We start from the raw sequence: 14,413 nt of genomic DNA on the forward strand, positions 1-14,413 counted from the left end.
GGTCCCCGCGCGGTGACGGGACGAAGACGTCGTGGTTGGCCTCCTCGCTCGGGTCGAGCGGGGGCCACCGAGAGCACTGCCCGCCAGCCCGAGCGTCCTTGGACGACGGCAGCCTGCGGCTGTGGAGTGGGAAGTCGGACCGGCCGACTTCCTGTGCGCGCGGTGGTGCGGGCCCGGAACAGGACGATGCCGGCCTTCGAGAGGAGTCTCGAAGGCCGGCATCACGGCAGCGGAGTCGGGCTCAGCTCACCGAGGAGTAGGCGATGATGCCCCGGCGCAGGCCGTCGACGGCCTTGCGGGCGGTCTTGCGCAGCTCGACGTCCTCGCCCGCCGCGTCCTGGATCTGGCCGAGCACGTCGATCAGTTGCTTGGTCCAGCGGACGAAGTCACCGGCCGGCATGTCGGCGTCGCGCAGCACCTGGTCGAGCGAGTGGCCGAGCGCCCAGCGGTAGGCGGCCCAGGCGAAGCCGAGGTCCGGCTCGCGCTGGCCGACGCCTTCGGCCGTGTTGATCCGGTGCTGCTCCTCCAGGGCGTCGAGGTGGCCCCAGATCCGGACCATCTGGCCGAGCGCCTCCTTGGCCCCGCCCTCGGGCACCCGGGGGGCGGTGGCGTCGTCGGACTGGCGGGACTCGTAGACCAGCGCCGAGGCGCAGGCGGCCAGTTCGGCGGCGGCCAGGCCGTTCCAGACGCCCTCGCGGATGCACTCGGAGGCGAGCAGGTCGAGTTCGCCGTAGAGCCGGCCGAGCCGCCGGCCGTCGTCGGTGACGGTGTCCCCGCTGAGGTAGCCGAGGTCGGTGAGCAGCCCGCAGACCCGGTCGAAGGTGCGGGCGATGGTGTGGGTGCGGGAGCGCATCTTGCGCTCCAGCAGCTCGGTGTCCCGGTGCAGCCGGTGGTAGCGCTCGGACCAGCGGGCGTGGTCCTCGCGCTGGTCGCAGCCGTGGCACGGGTGCTGGCGCAGGACGGTGCGGAGCCGGGTGATCTCCGGGTCGTCGGCGGCGGCCGCGCGGCCCTTGCGGAACCGCTCGGGCTCCAGGTGGCCGGCCTTGGTGCGCAGCGCGGAGGCGAGGTCCCGGCGGGACTGCGGGCTGCGGGGGTTGAAGGACTTGGGGATGCGCACCCGATCCATGGCGACGACCGGGTGCGGGAAGTCGATCATGGCGAGCCGCTTGACCTGCCGCTCGGCGGTGAGGACCACCGGGCGCGGGCCGTCCTGGAAGTCGGGGTGGCGGGGGCCGCCCCGCGGCGAGCGGACGACCGGCGGCAGGCCCGGGTCGAGGACGAGCGCCAGGCCGGCGAACTTGCCGGTGGGGACGTGGATGACGTCGCCCGGCTTGAGCTGCTCGATCGACTCGACGGCCGCCGCGCGGCGCTGGCTGCTGCCCTCGCGGGCGAGCTCGTTCTCCCGGTCCTTGAGCTGGCGGCGCAGCGCCATGTACTCGTCGAAGTCGCCGAGATGGCAGGTCATGGACTCGCGGTAGCCGTCCAGGCCCTCCTCGTTGCGCTGGACCTGGCGGGCGATGCCGACCACCGAGCGGTCGGCCTGGAACTGCGCGAAGGACGTCTCCAGCAGCTCTCGGGAGCGGTGCCGGCCGAACTGCGAGACCAGGTTGACGGCCATGTTGTAGGACGGCCGGAACGAGGACTTCAGCGGGTAGGTGCGGGTGCCGGCCAGGCCGGCGAGCGCCTCCGGGTCGAGGCCGCGCTGCCAGAGCACCACGGCGTGGCCCTCGATGTCGATGCCGCGACGGCCGGCCCGGCCGGTGAGCTGGGTGTACTCGCCGGGGGTGATGTCGGCGTGGGTCTCGCCGTTCCACTTGACCAGCTTCTCCATGACCACCGAGCGGGCGGGCATGTTGATGCCGAGCGCCAGGGTCTCGGTCGCGAAGACGGCCTTGACCAGGCCCTTCACGAAGAGCTCCTCGACGACCTCCTTGAACCGGGGCAGCATCCCGGCGTGGTGGGCGGCGATGCCGCGCTCCAGCCCGTCCAGCCACTCGAAGTAGCCGAGGACGTGCAGGTCCTCGTCCGGGATGTCGGCGCAGCGTTCCTCGACGATGGCGCGGACCCGGCCGCGGTCGCCCTCCTTGTTGAGCCGCAGGCCGGAGGAGAGGCACTGCTGGACGGCGGCCTCGCAGCCGGCCCGGCTGAAGATGAAGGTGATGGCGGGCAGCAGGCCCTCGGCGTCGAGCCGGTCGATGACGTCGACCCGGCCCGGGGTCCAGATCTTGCCGGGGCGGCCGTTGGGCATGGACCGCCCGCGGCCCCGGCCGAACTTGTCGCGGGGGTTGCGATCCAGCTCCGAACGGGCGAGCCGGACCAGCTCGGGGTTGACGGCCTTGGCCGGGTTGCGCGGCGCGTCCTTGGGGCGGCCGTCGCGGTCCGGGTTGGCGAACAGGTCGTACATCCGGTTCCCGGCCATCACGTGCTGCCAGAGCGGCACGGGGCGGGTCTCGGAGACGATCACCTTGGTGCCGCCGCGCACGGTGTCCAGCCAGTCGCCGAACTCCTCGGCGTTGGAGACGGTGGCGGAGAGGGAGACCAGGGTCACCGACTCGGGGAGGTGGATGATGACCTCCTCCCAGACGGCTCCGCGGAAGCGGTCGGCGAGGTAGTGGACCTCGTCCATCACCACGTAGCCGAGGCCGTCGAGGGTGCTGGAGCCCGCGTAGAGCATGTTGCGGAGCACCTCGGTGGTCATCACCACGACCGGGGCGTCGCCGTTGACGGTGTTGTCACCGGTGAGCAGGCCGACCTTGGCGGCGCCGTAGCGCTTGACCAGGTCGCCGAACTTCTGGTTCGACAGGGCCTTGATCGGCGTGGTGTAGAAGCACTTGCGCCCGCCCTGGAGGGCGAGGTGAACGGCGAACTCGCCGACGATGGTCTTGCCGGAGCCGGTGGGAGCGGCGACCAGGACGCCCTCGCCCGCCTCCAGGGTGCGGCAGGCCTCCAGCTGGAAGTCGTCCAGCGGGAAGTCGTAGAGCTGCTGGAAGCCGTACAGGGCGGTGGCCTGTTCCTTGGCCCGCTGCCGGAAGGCCGCGTACGCCTCGGCGGGGCTGAGGTCCCGGTCGTCGGAGGGCTCGGGCTCAGGGGTGTTCATCGCCGTCCGGGGGTCGTTGGTGTGATCTCGCATCTCAGCGAGAGGTTACCCGGCAGGACTGACATCGATAGCACCGTTTTTCCCGGCCGTCGGATCAGATCTCTCTCACATCCATAGTTGCAAATGTCTTCAAGTGATCGGAAAGTCACCGACTGCGAACGTCTCCGGTCATCCCGGGTGGCAGGCCCTCCGGCCTGCCTACATTCGGTGTCGCGGCCGGCACCCACCGTCCGCATCCACCGGACGCACGGGAGGAACAGACGATGGCGAACCTGGAGACGTCGCTCAAGGAGGCCATGGCGATCGAGGGCGCGATCGGCGTCGCCCTGGTCGACTACGGCAGCGGCATGGCGCTCGGCACCCTCGGCGACGGCGGCGAGCTGGACCTCAACGTCGCCGCGGCCGGGAACACCGACGTGGTCCGGGCCAAGATGCGGGCGATGGAGCTGCTCAACCTGCACGACAACGAGATCGAGGACATCCTGGTCAGCCTCACCAGCCAGTACCACCTGGTCCGCCCGCTCACCACGCAGACCGGCCGGGGGCTCTTCCTCTTCCTCGCGCTCAACCGCAACCGCGCCAACCTGGCGATGGCCCGCCACCAGCTGAAGCGGATCGAGATCTCGCTGGAGATCTGAGGGACCGGAACGGACGGCACCAGGGAGGGATCGCTGTGGCGGTCGCGCTGTACCAGGCCAAGGCCGAGTTCTTCCGGATGCTCGGCCACCCCGTCCGGATCCGGGTACTGGAGCTGCTGCAGGCCGGACCGACGCCCGTCCGCGACCTGCTCGCCGAGCTGGCGGTCGAACCGTCCAGCCTCTCCCAGCAGCTCGCGGTACTGCGCCGGTCCGGCATCGTCACGGCCACCCGCGAGGGCAGCACGGTGGTGTACGCGCTGGCCGGCGGCGACGTGGCCGACCTGCTCCGGGCGGCGCGCCGGATCCTCACGGGTCTGATCTCGGACCAGAGCGTGCTGCTCGCCGAACTCCGCGCCACCGCGGACCCGCCCACGGACCGGGCGGCGGAGCCCGCGGCGGCGGACCGGACGGCCGGCGAAGCGGCAGCGGACCGGGCGGCGGCGGACCCGGCGACAACGCCACCACCGGCCGAGTCCGCCGAGCCCACCGCGCCCGCCGAGCCCACGACGCCCGCGACGCCCACGGCGCCCACGGCGCCCACGGCGCCGGACGGGCCGGTCAGCCCAGCAGCTCCGCCACCCCCGCCGCCAGGACCTCGTACTCGTGCGCCCGGTTGTACACCTGCGCACTGACCCGCATCACCCCGCCGCCCGGCCACGGGCGCGCCACCGTGCGGACGGCGTGCCGCCGCCACATCCCGGCCATCAGCTCCTGCGCCTCCGGGAGCGTCTCGGCCACCCCGGGCGGCAGCCGCAGCGCGCGCATCGACAGACCGGCCGAGACGGGCAGCGGGGTCAGCCCGGCGCGCTCGGCGAGCAGGGCGGCACCGTACGCGGCGAGCTGCTCGTTGTGCCGGCGGACCCGGTCGGCCCCGAGTTCGTGCAGCAGGTCGAGGCCGGCCGGGGCGGCCAGGTACGGCGTGTAGTCGTAGGTGCCGCGCCACTCGACGTTGTGCGGGAAGCCCCGGTAGTCCTCCCAGGAGAGGGCGAGCGAGCGGACCTTGCCGGTCCACTCCGGGCCGACCACCAGGGCGCCGGTGGCGCGCGGGGCGAAGGCCCACTTGTGCAGGTTGCCGAACCAGAAGTCGGCTCCGGCGGGGACCGGGCCGGGCAGCATGCCGGGCTCGTGCGCGGCGTCCACGACGGTGGTCACGCCGTGCCCGCGCAGGGCGGCGAGCAGGTCCGGGGTGGCGATCCGGCGGGCGGTGGGCGAGGTGATGCCGTCGAGCACGGCGAGCACCGTGCGGTCGGTGACCTCGGCCAGGACCGTCTCCCTGACGGCGACGCCGTCCGGGGTGTCCAGCGGCAGGGTGACGGTGCGCAGCTCCGCGCCGGTCTCCTCGGCGCGCCGCCGGACGGCCTGGGTGACCGTGCCGTAGCCGTGGTCGGTGACCAGGATCTGGTCCCCGGGGGCGAGCGGCACGCACGCGAGGGTGACGGCGATCGCGTCGGTCGCGTTGGGGACGAGGGCGAGCCGGTCCGCGTCGGTGCCCAGGGCGGCGGCGATCCGGGTGCGGGCGGCGGCGACCCGCTCGGGCAGGTCGGCGTAGAAGCCGTCCGGGTCGGCCTCCTGCTCCTCGTGGAACCGCCGCTGGATCCGCTGGACCGGGACGGGCACGGAGCCGAAGGAGCCGTGGTTGAGGTGGAGCACCGCCCGGTCCAGTGAGAACAGCTCGTCCGTTCCGGCCAGCGGCTCGGGGGGTCCGACGGTCCGCGAATGATCGGTCACTGCGTCTCCTCCTGATATACGCATTAATGTGGTGTGTGACATTTCACATGTCGCCCTACTGGCCCGCGAGGCCGCCGCACGGCGACCATCGGGCGGTGACCATCACCGACCCCTACCTCTCCCTCAGCGCCCGGACCGGCCGCTTCGGCTTCGGTGCCCCGCGAGCGATCTCGCTCAACCAGGACGGTACCCGGCTCCTGCTGCTCCGCTCCAGCGGTCCCGAGGACCCGGTCGACCGGCTCCACCTCCTCGACCTGACCACCGGCGAGGAGCGCGAGGTCGCCGACCCCACCGCGCTCGCCCCCGACCGCACCGGCGACCGGGACGACCTCCCGACCGTCGAACGCCGGCTGCGCGAACGGACCCGGCTCGTCGCCGCCGGCATCGGCACCTACGCGGCCACCGCCGACCTGGCCGTCGCCGCCTTCGCCCTGGACGGCCGACTTTTCCGCACCGACACCGCCACCGGCCTGACGGTCGAACTCCCCACCGCCGGGCCCGCCTTCGATCCCCGCCCCGAGCCCCGCACCGGCGAACGCGTCGCCTACGTCGCCGACGACGCGCTCTACGTCACCGCCGCGCCCGGGCAGCCGCCCGCACCGCTCCGGCTCAGCCCGGCCGACGGCGCCCGCTGGGGCGTCGCCGAGTTCGCCGCCGCCGAGGAGCTGGGCCGCGCCCGCGGCCACTGGTGGCGCCCCGACGGCGGCGCCGTCCTCGCCGCCCGGGTGGACGAGTCCGCCCTGCCCGCGGTCCACTTCGCCGACCCGGCCCGGCCGACCCGCGAGCCCGAGCAGTTCGCCTACCCGCAGGCAGGCGGCCCCAACGCCGACGTCCAGCTCTGGGTGCTCGGCCTCGACGGCGCCCGCACCCGCCTGGACTGGGACGCCGAGGCCTTCCCGTACGTCTGCGCCGCCGGGTGGGACGGCGAGGACGAGCTGCTGCTCACCGTCGCCGACCGGCTCCAGCAGCACGTCCTGCTGCTGAGCGCCGACCCGGCCACCGGCACCACCCGCGAACTCTCCCGCACCAGCGACGAGTTCTGGGTCGACGACCTGCCCGGCACACCCGCCCGGCTGGCCGACGGCCGGCTGCTCACCGTGCACGACACCCCCGGGGCCCGCGGCCTCGCGCTCGACGGCAAGCCGCTGGACACCACCGGCCTGCAGATCCGCCGGGTGGTCGGCCGGCTGGGCGGCCGGCTGCTCTGCGAGACCGGCGAGGGCGACCCGTACGACCAGCACGTCCACCTGGTCGACCCGGACGGCGGGGCGCCCGAGCGGCTCTCCGACGGCCCGGGCACGCACTCCGCACTGGCCGCCGGCGAGACCGTCCTGCTCACCACGGCCGGGCCGGACGGCATCCGCCGCCGCACCCTCGGCCCCGGCGGCGGGCTCACCCTCGACGACCGCTGCGCCGCGCTGCCGTTCCGCGTCGAGCCGCAGCTCGCCCGGGTCACCGAACGCCGGCTGCCCAGCGCCGTGGTGTACCCGCGCGACCACGTCCCCGGCCGGCGGCTGCCGGTGCTGCTCGACGTCTACGGCGGCCCCGGCTACCAGGCGGTGGCCAACGAACCGCGCCGCTGGCAGCTCAAGCAGTGGTGGGCCGACCAGGGCTTCGCGGTCGTCACCACCGACAACGGCGGCACCCCGTTCGTCTCCCCCGACTTCTCCCGGACGATCTTCCGCCGCTTCTCCCAGGTGGCCCTGGACGACCAGGTGGACGCGCTGCACGCACTCGCCGAGCTCCACCCCGACCTCGACCTCGCCCGGGTCGGCGTCCGCGGCTGGTCGTACGGCGGCTACTTCGCGGCGCTGGCCGTGCTGCGCCGCCCGGACGTCTTCCACGCCGCCTGTGCGGGCGCGCCGCCCACCGACTTCCGCCACTACGACACCGCGTACACCGAGCGCTACCTCGGTCTGCCCCGGGAGAACCCGGACGGCTACGCGGCGGACTGCCTGGTGGACGACGCGCCCGGGCTCAGCCGCCCCCTGCTGCTGATCCACGGCCTGGCCGACGACAACGTGCACCCCTCGCACACCCTGCTGCTCTCCCAGGCCCTCACCCGGGCGGGCCGACCGCACAGCCTGCTCGCCCTCCCGGGCATCACCCACATGACCCCGGGCGGGGTCAACGAGCAGCTGTCCCAAGCCGAACTCGCCTTCCTGCAGCAGGCACTGGGGCTTCAGTAGGCACGGCGCCGAGGTCCACCACGGGATCCGCGGCGGCAGCGGCGTGCGCGACCGGGCCTTCCCCGCGTCACACCGCCGGCGCCGTCCGCGGCCGCCCGTCGCCCCCCGGGGCGGCCAACGGGGCGGCCAACGGTGCCTCCGCAGGCGCGTCCAACGGGCGGCTCGGCAGCTCGCGGCGGAGCACCGGGGCGATCTCGGAGAAGAAGAGCTCCAGGGTGCCGAGGTAGTCGGCGCGGTCGAGCACCTCGCCGTCCACGTGCAGGTGCAGCAACTCGTGGCCGAAGTGCGCGTGCTGACCCAGCACCTTCTCGATGATCTGCTGCGGGCTGCCGACCAGCACCGAGCCGTGCTCGATCAGGTCCTCGACCTCGTCGAACCGGAGCGAGCTGCCGTCGAAGGCCCGGTTGACCTTCAACCGGGCCTCGAAGACCGGGCGGTAGCGCGCGACGGCCTCCTGCGAGGTGCGGGCCCCGAAGTAGCCGGCCGTTCCCGCGCCGACCAGGGCGCGGGCCGGATCGTGCCCGTACGCCGCCCAGCGCTCCCGGTAGTGCCGCACGATCTCGGCGTACGGGCCGATCGGGCCCGCGCCGTTGGGCGAGAAGACGGGGTCCCCGTGGCGGGCCGCGAAGTCGGCGGAATCCGGGTTGTGCCCGGCTCCGTGCCAGATCCGGATCTCGGGCTGGTACGGGCGGGGCAGCGGCTCGGCGTCCTCCAGCGAGCGGCCGAGCCGGCCCTCCCAGGTCACCTTCTCCTCACGCCAGAGGGTGCGGAACAGCCGGTAGTTCTCCTGGAGGAGCTCCCACTGGTTCTCCTTGGTCACGCCGAACAGCCGGGAGGATCGCGGGTAGGCGCCCTTGGCCACGATCAGGTCGAGCCGCCCCTCGGCGAGGTTGTCCAGGGTGGCGTAGTCCTCGTAGGCGCGCAGCGGGTCGAGCATGCCGAGCGTGGTGACGGCGGTGAAGAGCCGGATCCGCGAGGTCACGGCGGCGATGTGGGAGAGCAGGACGGGCGGCGCGCTGGAGACGGCGGGGCGGTCGTGGCGCTCACCGATGCCGTAGGCGTCGAACCCCACCTCCTCGGCGAAGACGGCGTAGTCGACGAGCTCGCGGAGCTGTTCACGGTCCGACGTGGACTGGTCGGGGACGTGGGGCAGGAGCAGGAAGCGCATGGCGGTCCCCCCGGGGTGCCATCGGGTTGATGTGTCAACCCCAGCATGGGCGCACCGGGTTGACGCGTCAACCCGCTCCCGGGGGTTCAGCCGGCCGGGTTCTCGCCCTTCAGCCGGGCCAGCAGTACGGCGGATATCCCGACCAGCGCTTCCTGCTGACGCCCGGTCAGGGGATCGGTCAGCCAGCGGCGGATGTGCGCCGCCCGGCGCGGCAGTGCGGCGGTGACGGCGGCCCGGCCGTGCTCGGTGAGCGCGATGACGGCGCCGCGCTCACCGTCCGGACAGGACTCGCGGGCGACCAGGTCACGGCCGGCCATCCTGTTCAGGTGGTGGTGCAGCCTGCTCTTCTCGAACTGGGTGACGCCACCGAGCCGGTACTGCCGCAGCCGGCCGTCCGGGGCGGCCAGCAGCGCCTGGAGGATGGCGAGGTCCGGTTCGGAGAGGCCGGTCTCCTGCTGCAACTGCTGGGCGAGGCGGCGCCAGAAGAGCACCTGGGTCTCGAAGAAGCCGTTCCAGACCTCGTCCTCGCGCTCGTCCAGCCACTCCGCCCGCTCACCCATGCGGCAGATGCTACCGACCCGCCCGCTCCGCCGGACGGCCCTGCCGACATCTTCCGTGTGACCCATGACATGTGAAATATTACCTGCGCTTCACCAGATCACCCACCGTCCGGAAAGGACCGGTCAGTTGCGCAGACTGTCCGCGGTACTCGCGGCCGCGCTCACCACGAGCGCGATAGCGGCCACGCTCCTCGGCTCCCCAGCCCAGGCCGCTCCCCCCGCCCCCTCCCTCACCATCGCCGCCGAGGCCGACAGCGCCGAGGCCGGCGGCGCCGAGGCCCCGTCCGGCCCGCTCGCACCCCAGGAGCGCGAGCGCCAGTCGCTCCGCACCAAGGCCCTGGAGCAGGTCAACAAGGGCGTCGCGGCGAAGACCTCGGACCGGCGGGCCCCCGCCAAGGTCCGGATCGGCAACGACTACGTCCAGCTCGCGCAGCAGCGCAAGGACAAGGTCTTCGTGATCCTCGCCCAGTTCGGCGACGAGGTCGACACCACCACCCAGCACAACGGCCAGCCCCGCTACGGCGGCACCCCCGGCCCGCGGCACAACACCATCCCGAAGCCCGGCAAGAGCGACAACCACACGCTCTGGACCGAGGACTTCAGCCGCGACTACTACCAGAAGATGTTCTTCGACGACTCGCCCGGCGCGGTCTCGATGCGCAACTACTACCGCACCCAGTCCTCCGGCCGGTACGACATCGAGGGCACCGTCAGCAACTGGGTCACCCTCCCGTACAACGAGGCCCGGTACGGCAGCAACAAGGGCCCGCAGGGCTCCGGTGCCTGGACCCAGGGCCAGGAGTTCATCCGGGACGCGGTCAAGGCCTGGTACGACGGCCAGATCGCCAAGGGCAGGCCGGCCGCCGCCATCAAGGCCGAACTGGCTCAGTACGACGTCTACGACCGCTACGACCACGACAAGAACGGCGAGTTCAGCCAGCCCGACGGCTACCTCGACAACGTGATCGTCGTCCACGCCGGCGTCGACGAGACCTGGGGCGGCGGCACGCAGGGCGCCGACGCGCTCTGGGCGCACCGCAGTTGGACCTTCCCGGACCCGGCCGGCCAGGTCGGCCCGGTGGGCAACAAGATCGGCGGCGCCCCGGTCGGCGACAGCGGCCTGTTCGTCTACGACTACGTCCAGGCCGGCGAGAACAGCGGAGTGGGCCTGTTCGCCCACGAGTTCGGCCACAACCTCGGCCTGCCCGACCTGTACAGCACCTCCGGCGGCGACAACAGCGTCAACTTCTGGTCGCTGATGTCCTCCGGCTCGTACCTGGGCAAGGGCAAGAACACCACCGGCGGCTACCCCGGTGACCTCGACGCCTGGAGCAAGCTGCAGTTCGGCTGGCTCAACTACGACGAGGCACAGGCCGCCACCCGCTCCAGCCACGCGCTCGGCGTCAGCGGCTACAACACCGACCAGGCCCAGGCCGTCCTGGTCCACCTGCCGGACGGCACCACCAGCACGGACCTCGCCGACCCGCGCGAGGGCTCCAAGCAGTGGTGGAGCGACACCGGCGACAACCTGGACAACGCGCTGGCCCGCGAGGTCGACCTGCGCGCGGTGACCGGCCCGGCCGCCCTCGACGCTGCGGTCTGGTACGACGTCGAGCAGGACTACGACTTCCTCTCGGTCGAGGCCTCCACCGACGGCGGCAAGAGCTGGAAGTCCCTCGGCGGCACCGTGGACGGCGCCCCGATCGGCAACACCACCGCCAACACCCCGGGCCTGAGCGGCACGTCCGGCGCGTTCCGGCAGCTGCACATCCCGCTCGACGGCTACGCCGGGCAGAACGTCCGGCTGCGCTTCCACGTCACCTCGGACGGCAACACGCACGGCAAGGGCGTGCTGGTCGACGCGGTGAAGATCACCGCCGGCGGCACCGAACTGTTCGCCGACGGCGCCGAGAACGGCCTCAACGGCTGGACCGCCACCGGCTTCGAGGTGGTCACCGGCCGCACCGCCGTCAAGCAGCACCCCCGGGCCTACCTCGTCGAGAACCGCCGGTACACCGGCTACGGCGCCTTCCTCAAGACCGGCCCGTACAACTTCGGCTACACCGGCGTCGAGGGCAAGAAGGACATCGTCGACACCTACCCCTACCAGGAGGGCGTGCTCATCTGGCTCTGGGACACCGGGTACGGCGACAACAACACCAAGGACCACCCGGGCGGCGGCCTGATCCTGCCGATCGACGCCCACCCGACACCGATCCGCTTCGCCGACGGCACCCTGGTCAACGGCCGCGCCCAGACCTACGACGCGACCTTCTCGCTCAAGCCGACCACCGCGTTCACGCTGCACAAGGCCGGCGTCCCGGTCCGGATCGGCTCCAAGCCGGCCGTCCCGGCGTTCAACGACCGGACCGGCGTCTACAGCGACCCGGCCACCCCGCAGCTCGGGGTGAAGGTCCCGGACACCAACACCAAGATCGAGGTGGTCCGCGAGTCCCAGGGCGGGAAGATCACCACTGTCCGGGTGAGCCCGGCGTCCTGACCCCGGCGCTCTGACGCCGGCCCCCGCGAAGGACAGGTAGCAGGTAGGCCGCCCCGGCCCTCCCCCACACGGAGGACCGGGGCGGCTCCGCGCGTGACCTACCGCGCCTTCCGAAGGCTCATTGCGGCGGTGAGCACACCGAACACGGTGAGCCCGCCGAGACCGAAGACCATGTACCGGGCCGCGTCCAGCCGCGAGTCACCGCCGACGCTCACCAGCGTGCCGGCCAGGGCCGAGCTCACCGAGTAGGCGATCAGCTGGGTGGTGTTGAGGCCCGCGGCGGCCTTGGAGCCCTCCACCTCGTCGTCGGTGCTGCGCATCGCCGAGACGCTCAGGTGCGGGAAGGCGATGCCGATGCCCGTACCGCCGACGATCAGCACGGCGGCCCAGAGCAGGATCCGGCCGGTCGACGCCGAATCGGTCTGGAGCAGCCCGTACGCCAGCAGCCCGGCCGTGAGCACCGCCGGGCCGATCCGGATCGCCAGCTCGCGGGCCCGGGCCGAATCCATGTTCACGCTGAACAGCTGGGCGGACGTCCAGCCGGCCGACACCGTCGCCCCGAGGAACCCGGCCGCCAGCGGGCTCAGCCCGCCCAACTCCTGCCCGAACAGCGGGATGAAGGTCTCGGTCATCACGCCGGCGCAGTACACCGCGACGGTCAGGTAGATCCACTTCAGGTGGTTGCCCCGCCGGTAGGTCAGCTTGGGCAGGACGGTCGCCGAACCGCCGCGCTCGACCAGCACGAAGCCGGCCAGCAGCACCAGGCCGGCGCCGATGCAGAGCGCCGTCGCCCAGCCGCGCGGCACCGTCGAACTGATGCTGAACGTGGCCGCCGACAGGGTCAGCAGCACCAGCGAGGGCAGCGGCAGCGGCTCGGTGTGCTGCCCCGTACCGGACGGCCCCGGCAGCGAGCGGCGGGCCAGGACCGCCAGGACCAGCGCGGCGACCAGCAGCAGCAGGTACGCCCCGCGCCAGATCCCCAGCTCCGCGAAGAGCCCCCCGAGCGAGGGCCCCACCAGCGTGCCCACACCCCACATGGCCGAGACCAGGCCGGCCGCACGGGTCCAGAGCCGCTCGGGCAGCGCGGTGCGGATCACCGCGTAGCCGAGACCGGCCACCAGCCCGCCGCCGAAGCCCTGGACCACCCGCCCGACGATCAGCGTCTCCATCGAGGGGCTCGCCGCGGTCAGCGCCGCACCGGCCCCGAAGACCAGGAACCCGGCCAGGTAGGCGCGGGAGGCGCCCAGCCGCGCCAGCAGCCGGCTGACCAGCATCGCGGCGATCACGGCGGCCATCAGGAAGCCCGTGGCGACCCAGGCGTAGTACTTGGCGCCCCCGATGTCCTCGACGATCGAGGGCAGCAGGGCGGCCGTGAAGTAGAGGTTCATCGCGTACAGGGCGACGCCGCCTGCGAGGATCGACGCCGAGGCGGCGAATCGCCGGGAGAACAGTTCACCCCACCCGCCGGAGGAATCCGGCGGCCCTGCCTCCGGTGAGTAATCGCCCTGGTCGGAGGGGGCGGAGGCGGTCGGTGCATGCGAGGAGTCGGTCACGCTTCGGTACGCTAGTAGTTCAAGAGAACTTGAAGTCAAGGACGCGATATGCGCAGCACCGCCGAAAGCTCCCCGTGATCCCCACGACCCGCGCAGCTTCCGCAGCCCCCGCGGCCGCGGAGACCGGCCCGGCCCCCGCGGCCGGCACGACCCGGCGGCCGGGCGACCTGCTGAGCGTGGGCGAGGTGGCCCGTCGGGCCGGCGTGGCACCCTCGGCCGTGCGGTTCTACGAGGACCAGGGGCTGATCGCCTCCGAACGGTCCGCCGGCAACCAGCGCCGCTACCACCGGCACGTGCTGCGCCGGCTCTCGCTGATCCTGGTCGCCAAGCGGCTCGGCATCCCGCTGGCCGAGGTGGCCGAGGTCTTCGAGGGCCTGCCGGCCGACCGGATGCCCGACAAGCGCGACTGGGAGCGGATCTCCCGGCGCTGGGCGGCCCTGCTCACGGCGCGGCGGCGGGAGATCGAGCGGCTGGAGCAGGAGCTGACGGGCTGCATCGGATGCGGCTGCCTCTCGCTGCGCCGCTGCCGGGTGCTCAACCCGCAGGACTCGCTCGGCACCGACGGACCGGGCCCGCGACGCCTGCTCGACGACGAGTTCGACCCGGACGACCCGGATGACCCGGACGATCCCGATGATCCCGACGGCATCGGCGACCTCGCGGGCCCCGACGGCCCCGACGGCCCCGCGTTCGGCCTCGCAGGCTCGGGCGATCCCTGCGGCGCGAGCCTGCCGGACGACGCCGACGGGCCCGACGGATCCGCCGATCCCGTCGGGCCCGAGGGCGCCGGTACCGGTCCCGACGAGCGGTGACCGGCGTGGACCCGGCCGGGCGCGGCCCTCGTGAGGTTCCCCGCCGCGCCCGACCGGGGGCATGACGCGCGAGGGCGGAACCCTCGCGCAAGTGGTGCCCGACCCGCCAACGGGGGGGGCGGACGGTAAGGCGGCATCGATCCGCCCGACCGCCCACCGCGGCGCCAC

At 73.0% G+C, this 14,413-nt stretch carries 9 protein-coding genes and 1 pseudogene; 5 read left to right on the plus strand and 5 right to left on the minus strand.

What is annotated here, in order from left to right; all coding sequences use genetic code 11:
• Window positions 1-241 precede the first annotated feature (241 nt).
• Window positions 242-3,097 (minus strand): DEAD/DEAH box helicase, encoded by a 2,856-nt coding sequence (locus tag ACFWOG_RS32790; protein ID WP_329949857.1) that lies wholly within the window; start codon window positions 3,095-3,097, stop codon window positions 242-244.
• A gap of 263 nt (window positions 3,098-3,360) precedes the next feature.
• On the opposite strand from ACFWOG_RS32790, the gene ACFWOG_RS32795 reads away from it, so the two are divergent.
• Window positions 3,361-3,735 carry a hypothetical protein gene (locus tag ACFWOG_RS32795; RefSeq protein ID WP_329875033.1) on the plus strand — a complete coding sequence of 125 codons (375 nt, stop codon included), beginning with the start codon at window positions 3,361-3,363 and terminating at the stop codon, window positions 3,733-3,735.
• Between the two features lie 35 nt (window positions 3,736-3,770).
• A pseudogene (locus tag ACFWOG_RS32800) lies at window positions 3,771-4,103 on the plus strand (ArsR/SmtB family transcription factor); the annotation flags it as partial.
• 190 nt (window positions 4,104-4,293) lie between these two features.
• On the opposite strand, the gene ACFWOG_RS32805 reads toward ACFWOG_RS32800, so the two are convergent.
• Window positions 4,294-5,463: an aminotransferase class V-fold PLP-dependent enzyme gene (locus tag ACFWOG_RS32805; RefSeq protein ID WP_329949776.1), complete on the minus strand. Its 1,170-nt coding sequence runs from the start codon at window positions 5,461-5,463 to the stop codon at window positions 4,294-4,296.
• A 95-nt stretch (window positions 5,464-5,558) separates the two neighbouring features.
• On the opposite strand from ACFWOG_RS32805, the gene ACFWOG_RS32810 reads away from it, so the two are divergent.
• Window positions 5,559-7,652 carry a prolyl oligopeptidase family serine peptidase gene (locus tag ACFWOG_RS32810; protein WP_380362770.1) on the plus strand — a complete coding sequence of 698 codons (2,094 nt, stop codon included), beginning with the start codon at window positions 5,559-5,561 and terminating at the stop codon, window positions 7,650-7,652.
• 67 nt (window positions 7,653-7,719) lie between these two features.
• Here the strand turns inward: ACFWOG_RS32810 and ACFWOG_RS32815 are convergent, their stop codons facing one another.
• Together ACFWOG_RS32815 and ACFWOG_RS32820 are read right to left on the minus strand one after the other, a co-directional pair.
• Complete coding sequence (locus tag ACFWOG_RS32815; RefSeq protein WP_329949774.1) at window positions 7,720-8,820, minus strand: LLM class flavin-dependent oxidoreductase; 1,101 nt, start codon at window positions 8,818-8,820, stop codon at window positions 7,720-7,722.
• 86 nt (window positions 8,821-8,906) lie between these two features.
• Window positions 8,907-9,380 carry a MarR family winged helix-turn-helix transcriptional regulator gene (locus ACFWOG_RS32820; protein ID WP_329949773.1) on the minus strand — a complete coding sequence of 158 codons (474 nt, stop codon included), beginning with the start codon at window positions 9,378-9,380 and terminating at the stop codon, window positions 8,907-8,909.
• A gap of 127 nt (window positions 9,381-9,507) precedes the next feature.
• Here ACFWOG_RS32820 and ACFWOG_RS32825 point away from each other — a divergent pair, with 127 nt between their 5' ends.
• Entirely contained in the window at window positions 9,508-11,880 is a 2,373-nt protein-coding gene (locus ACFWOG_RS32825) for an immune inhibitor A domain-containing protein (protein ID WP_329949772.1), read from the plus strand.
• Between the two features lie 98 nt (window positions 11,881-11,978).
• Here the strand turns inward: ACFWOG_RS32825 and ACFWOG_RS32830 are convergent, their stop codons facing one another.
• Complete coding sequence (locus ACFWOG_RS32830; protein ID WP_329949771.1) at window positions 11,979-13,433, minus strand: MFS transporter; 1,455 nt, start codon at window positions 13,431-13,433, stop codon at window positions 11,979-11,981.
• A gap of 74 nt (window positions 13,434-13,507) precedes the next feature.
• Here ACFWOG_RS32830 and soxR point away from each other — a divergent pair, with 74 nt between their 5' ends.
• Window positions 13,508-14,245, plus strand: coding sequence for a redox-sensitive transcriptional activator SoxR (gene soxR / locus ACFWOG_RS32835; RefSeq protein WP_380362772.1), 738 nt, complete (start codon window positions 13,508-13,510; stop codon window positions 14,243-14,245).
• Window positions 14,246-14,413: the final 168 nt, after the last annotated feature.

The organism is Kitasatospora sp. NPDC058406 (assembly GCF_042722765.1).
Lineage (GTDB): Bacteria > Actinomycetota > Actinomycetes > Streptomycetales > Streptomycetaceae > Kitasatospora.

Excerpts from the sequence above, each read along its gene's own strand:
- ACFWOG_RS32790 (WP_329949857.1), bottom strand. The coding sequence starts at position 3,097 with ATGAACACCCCTGAGCCCGAGCCCTCCGACGACCGGGACCTCAGCCCC.
- ACFWOG_RS32795 (WP_329875033.1), top strand. The coding sequence starts at position 3,361 with ATGGCGAACCTGGAGACGTCGCTCAAGGAGGCCATGGCGATCGAGGGC.
- ACFWOG_RS32815 (WP_329949774.1), bottom strand. The coding sequence starts at position 8,820 with ATGCGCTTCCTGCTCCTGCCCCACGTCCCCGACCAGTCCACGTCGGAC.
- ACFWOG_RS32820 (WP_329949773.1), bottom strand. The coding sequence starts at position 9,380 with ATGGGTGAGCGGGCGGAGTGGCTGGACGAGCGCGAGGACGAGGTCTGG.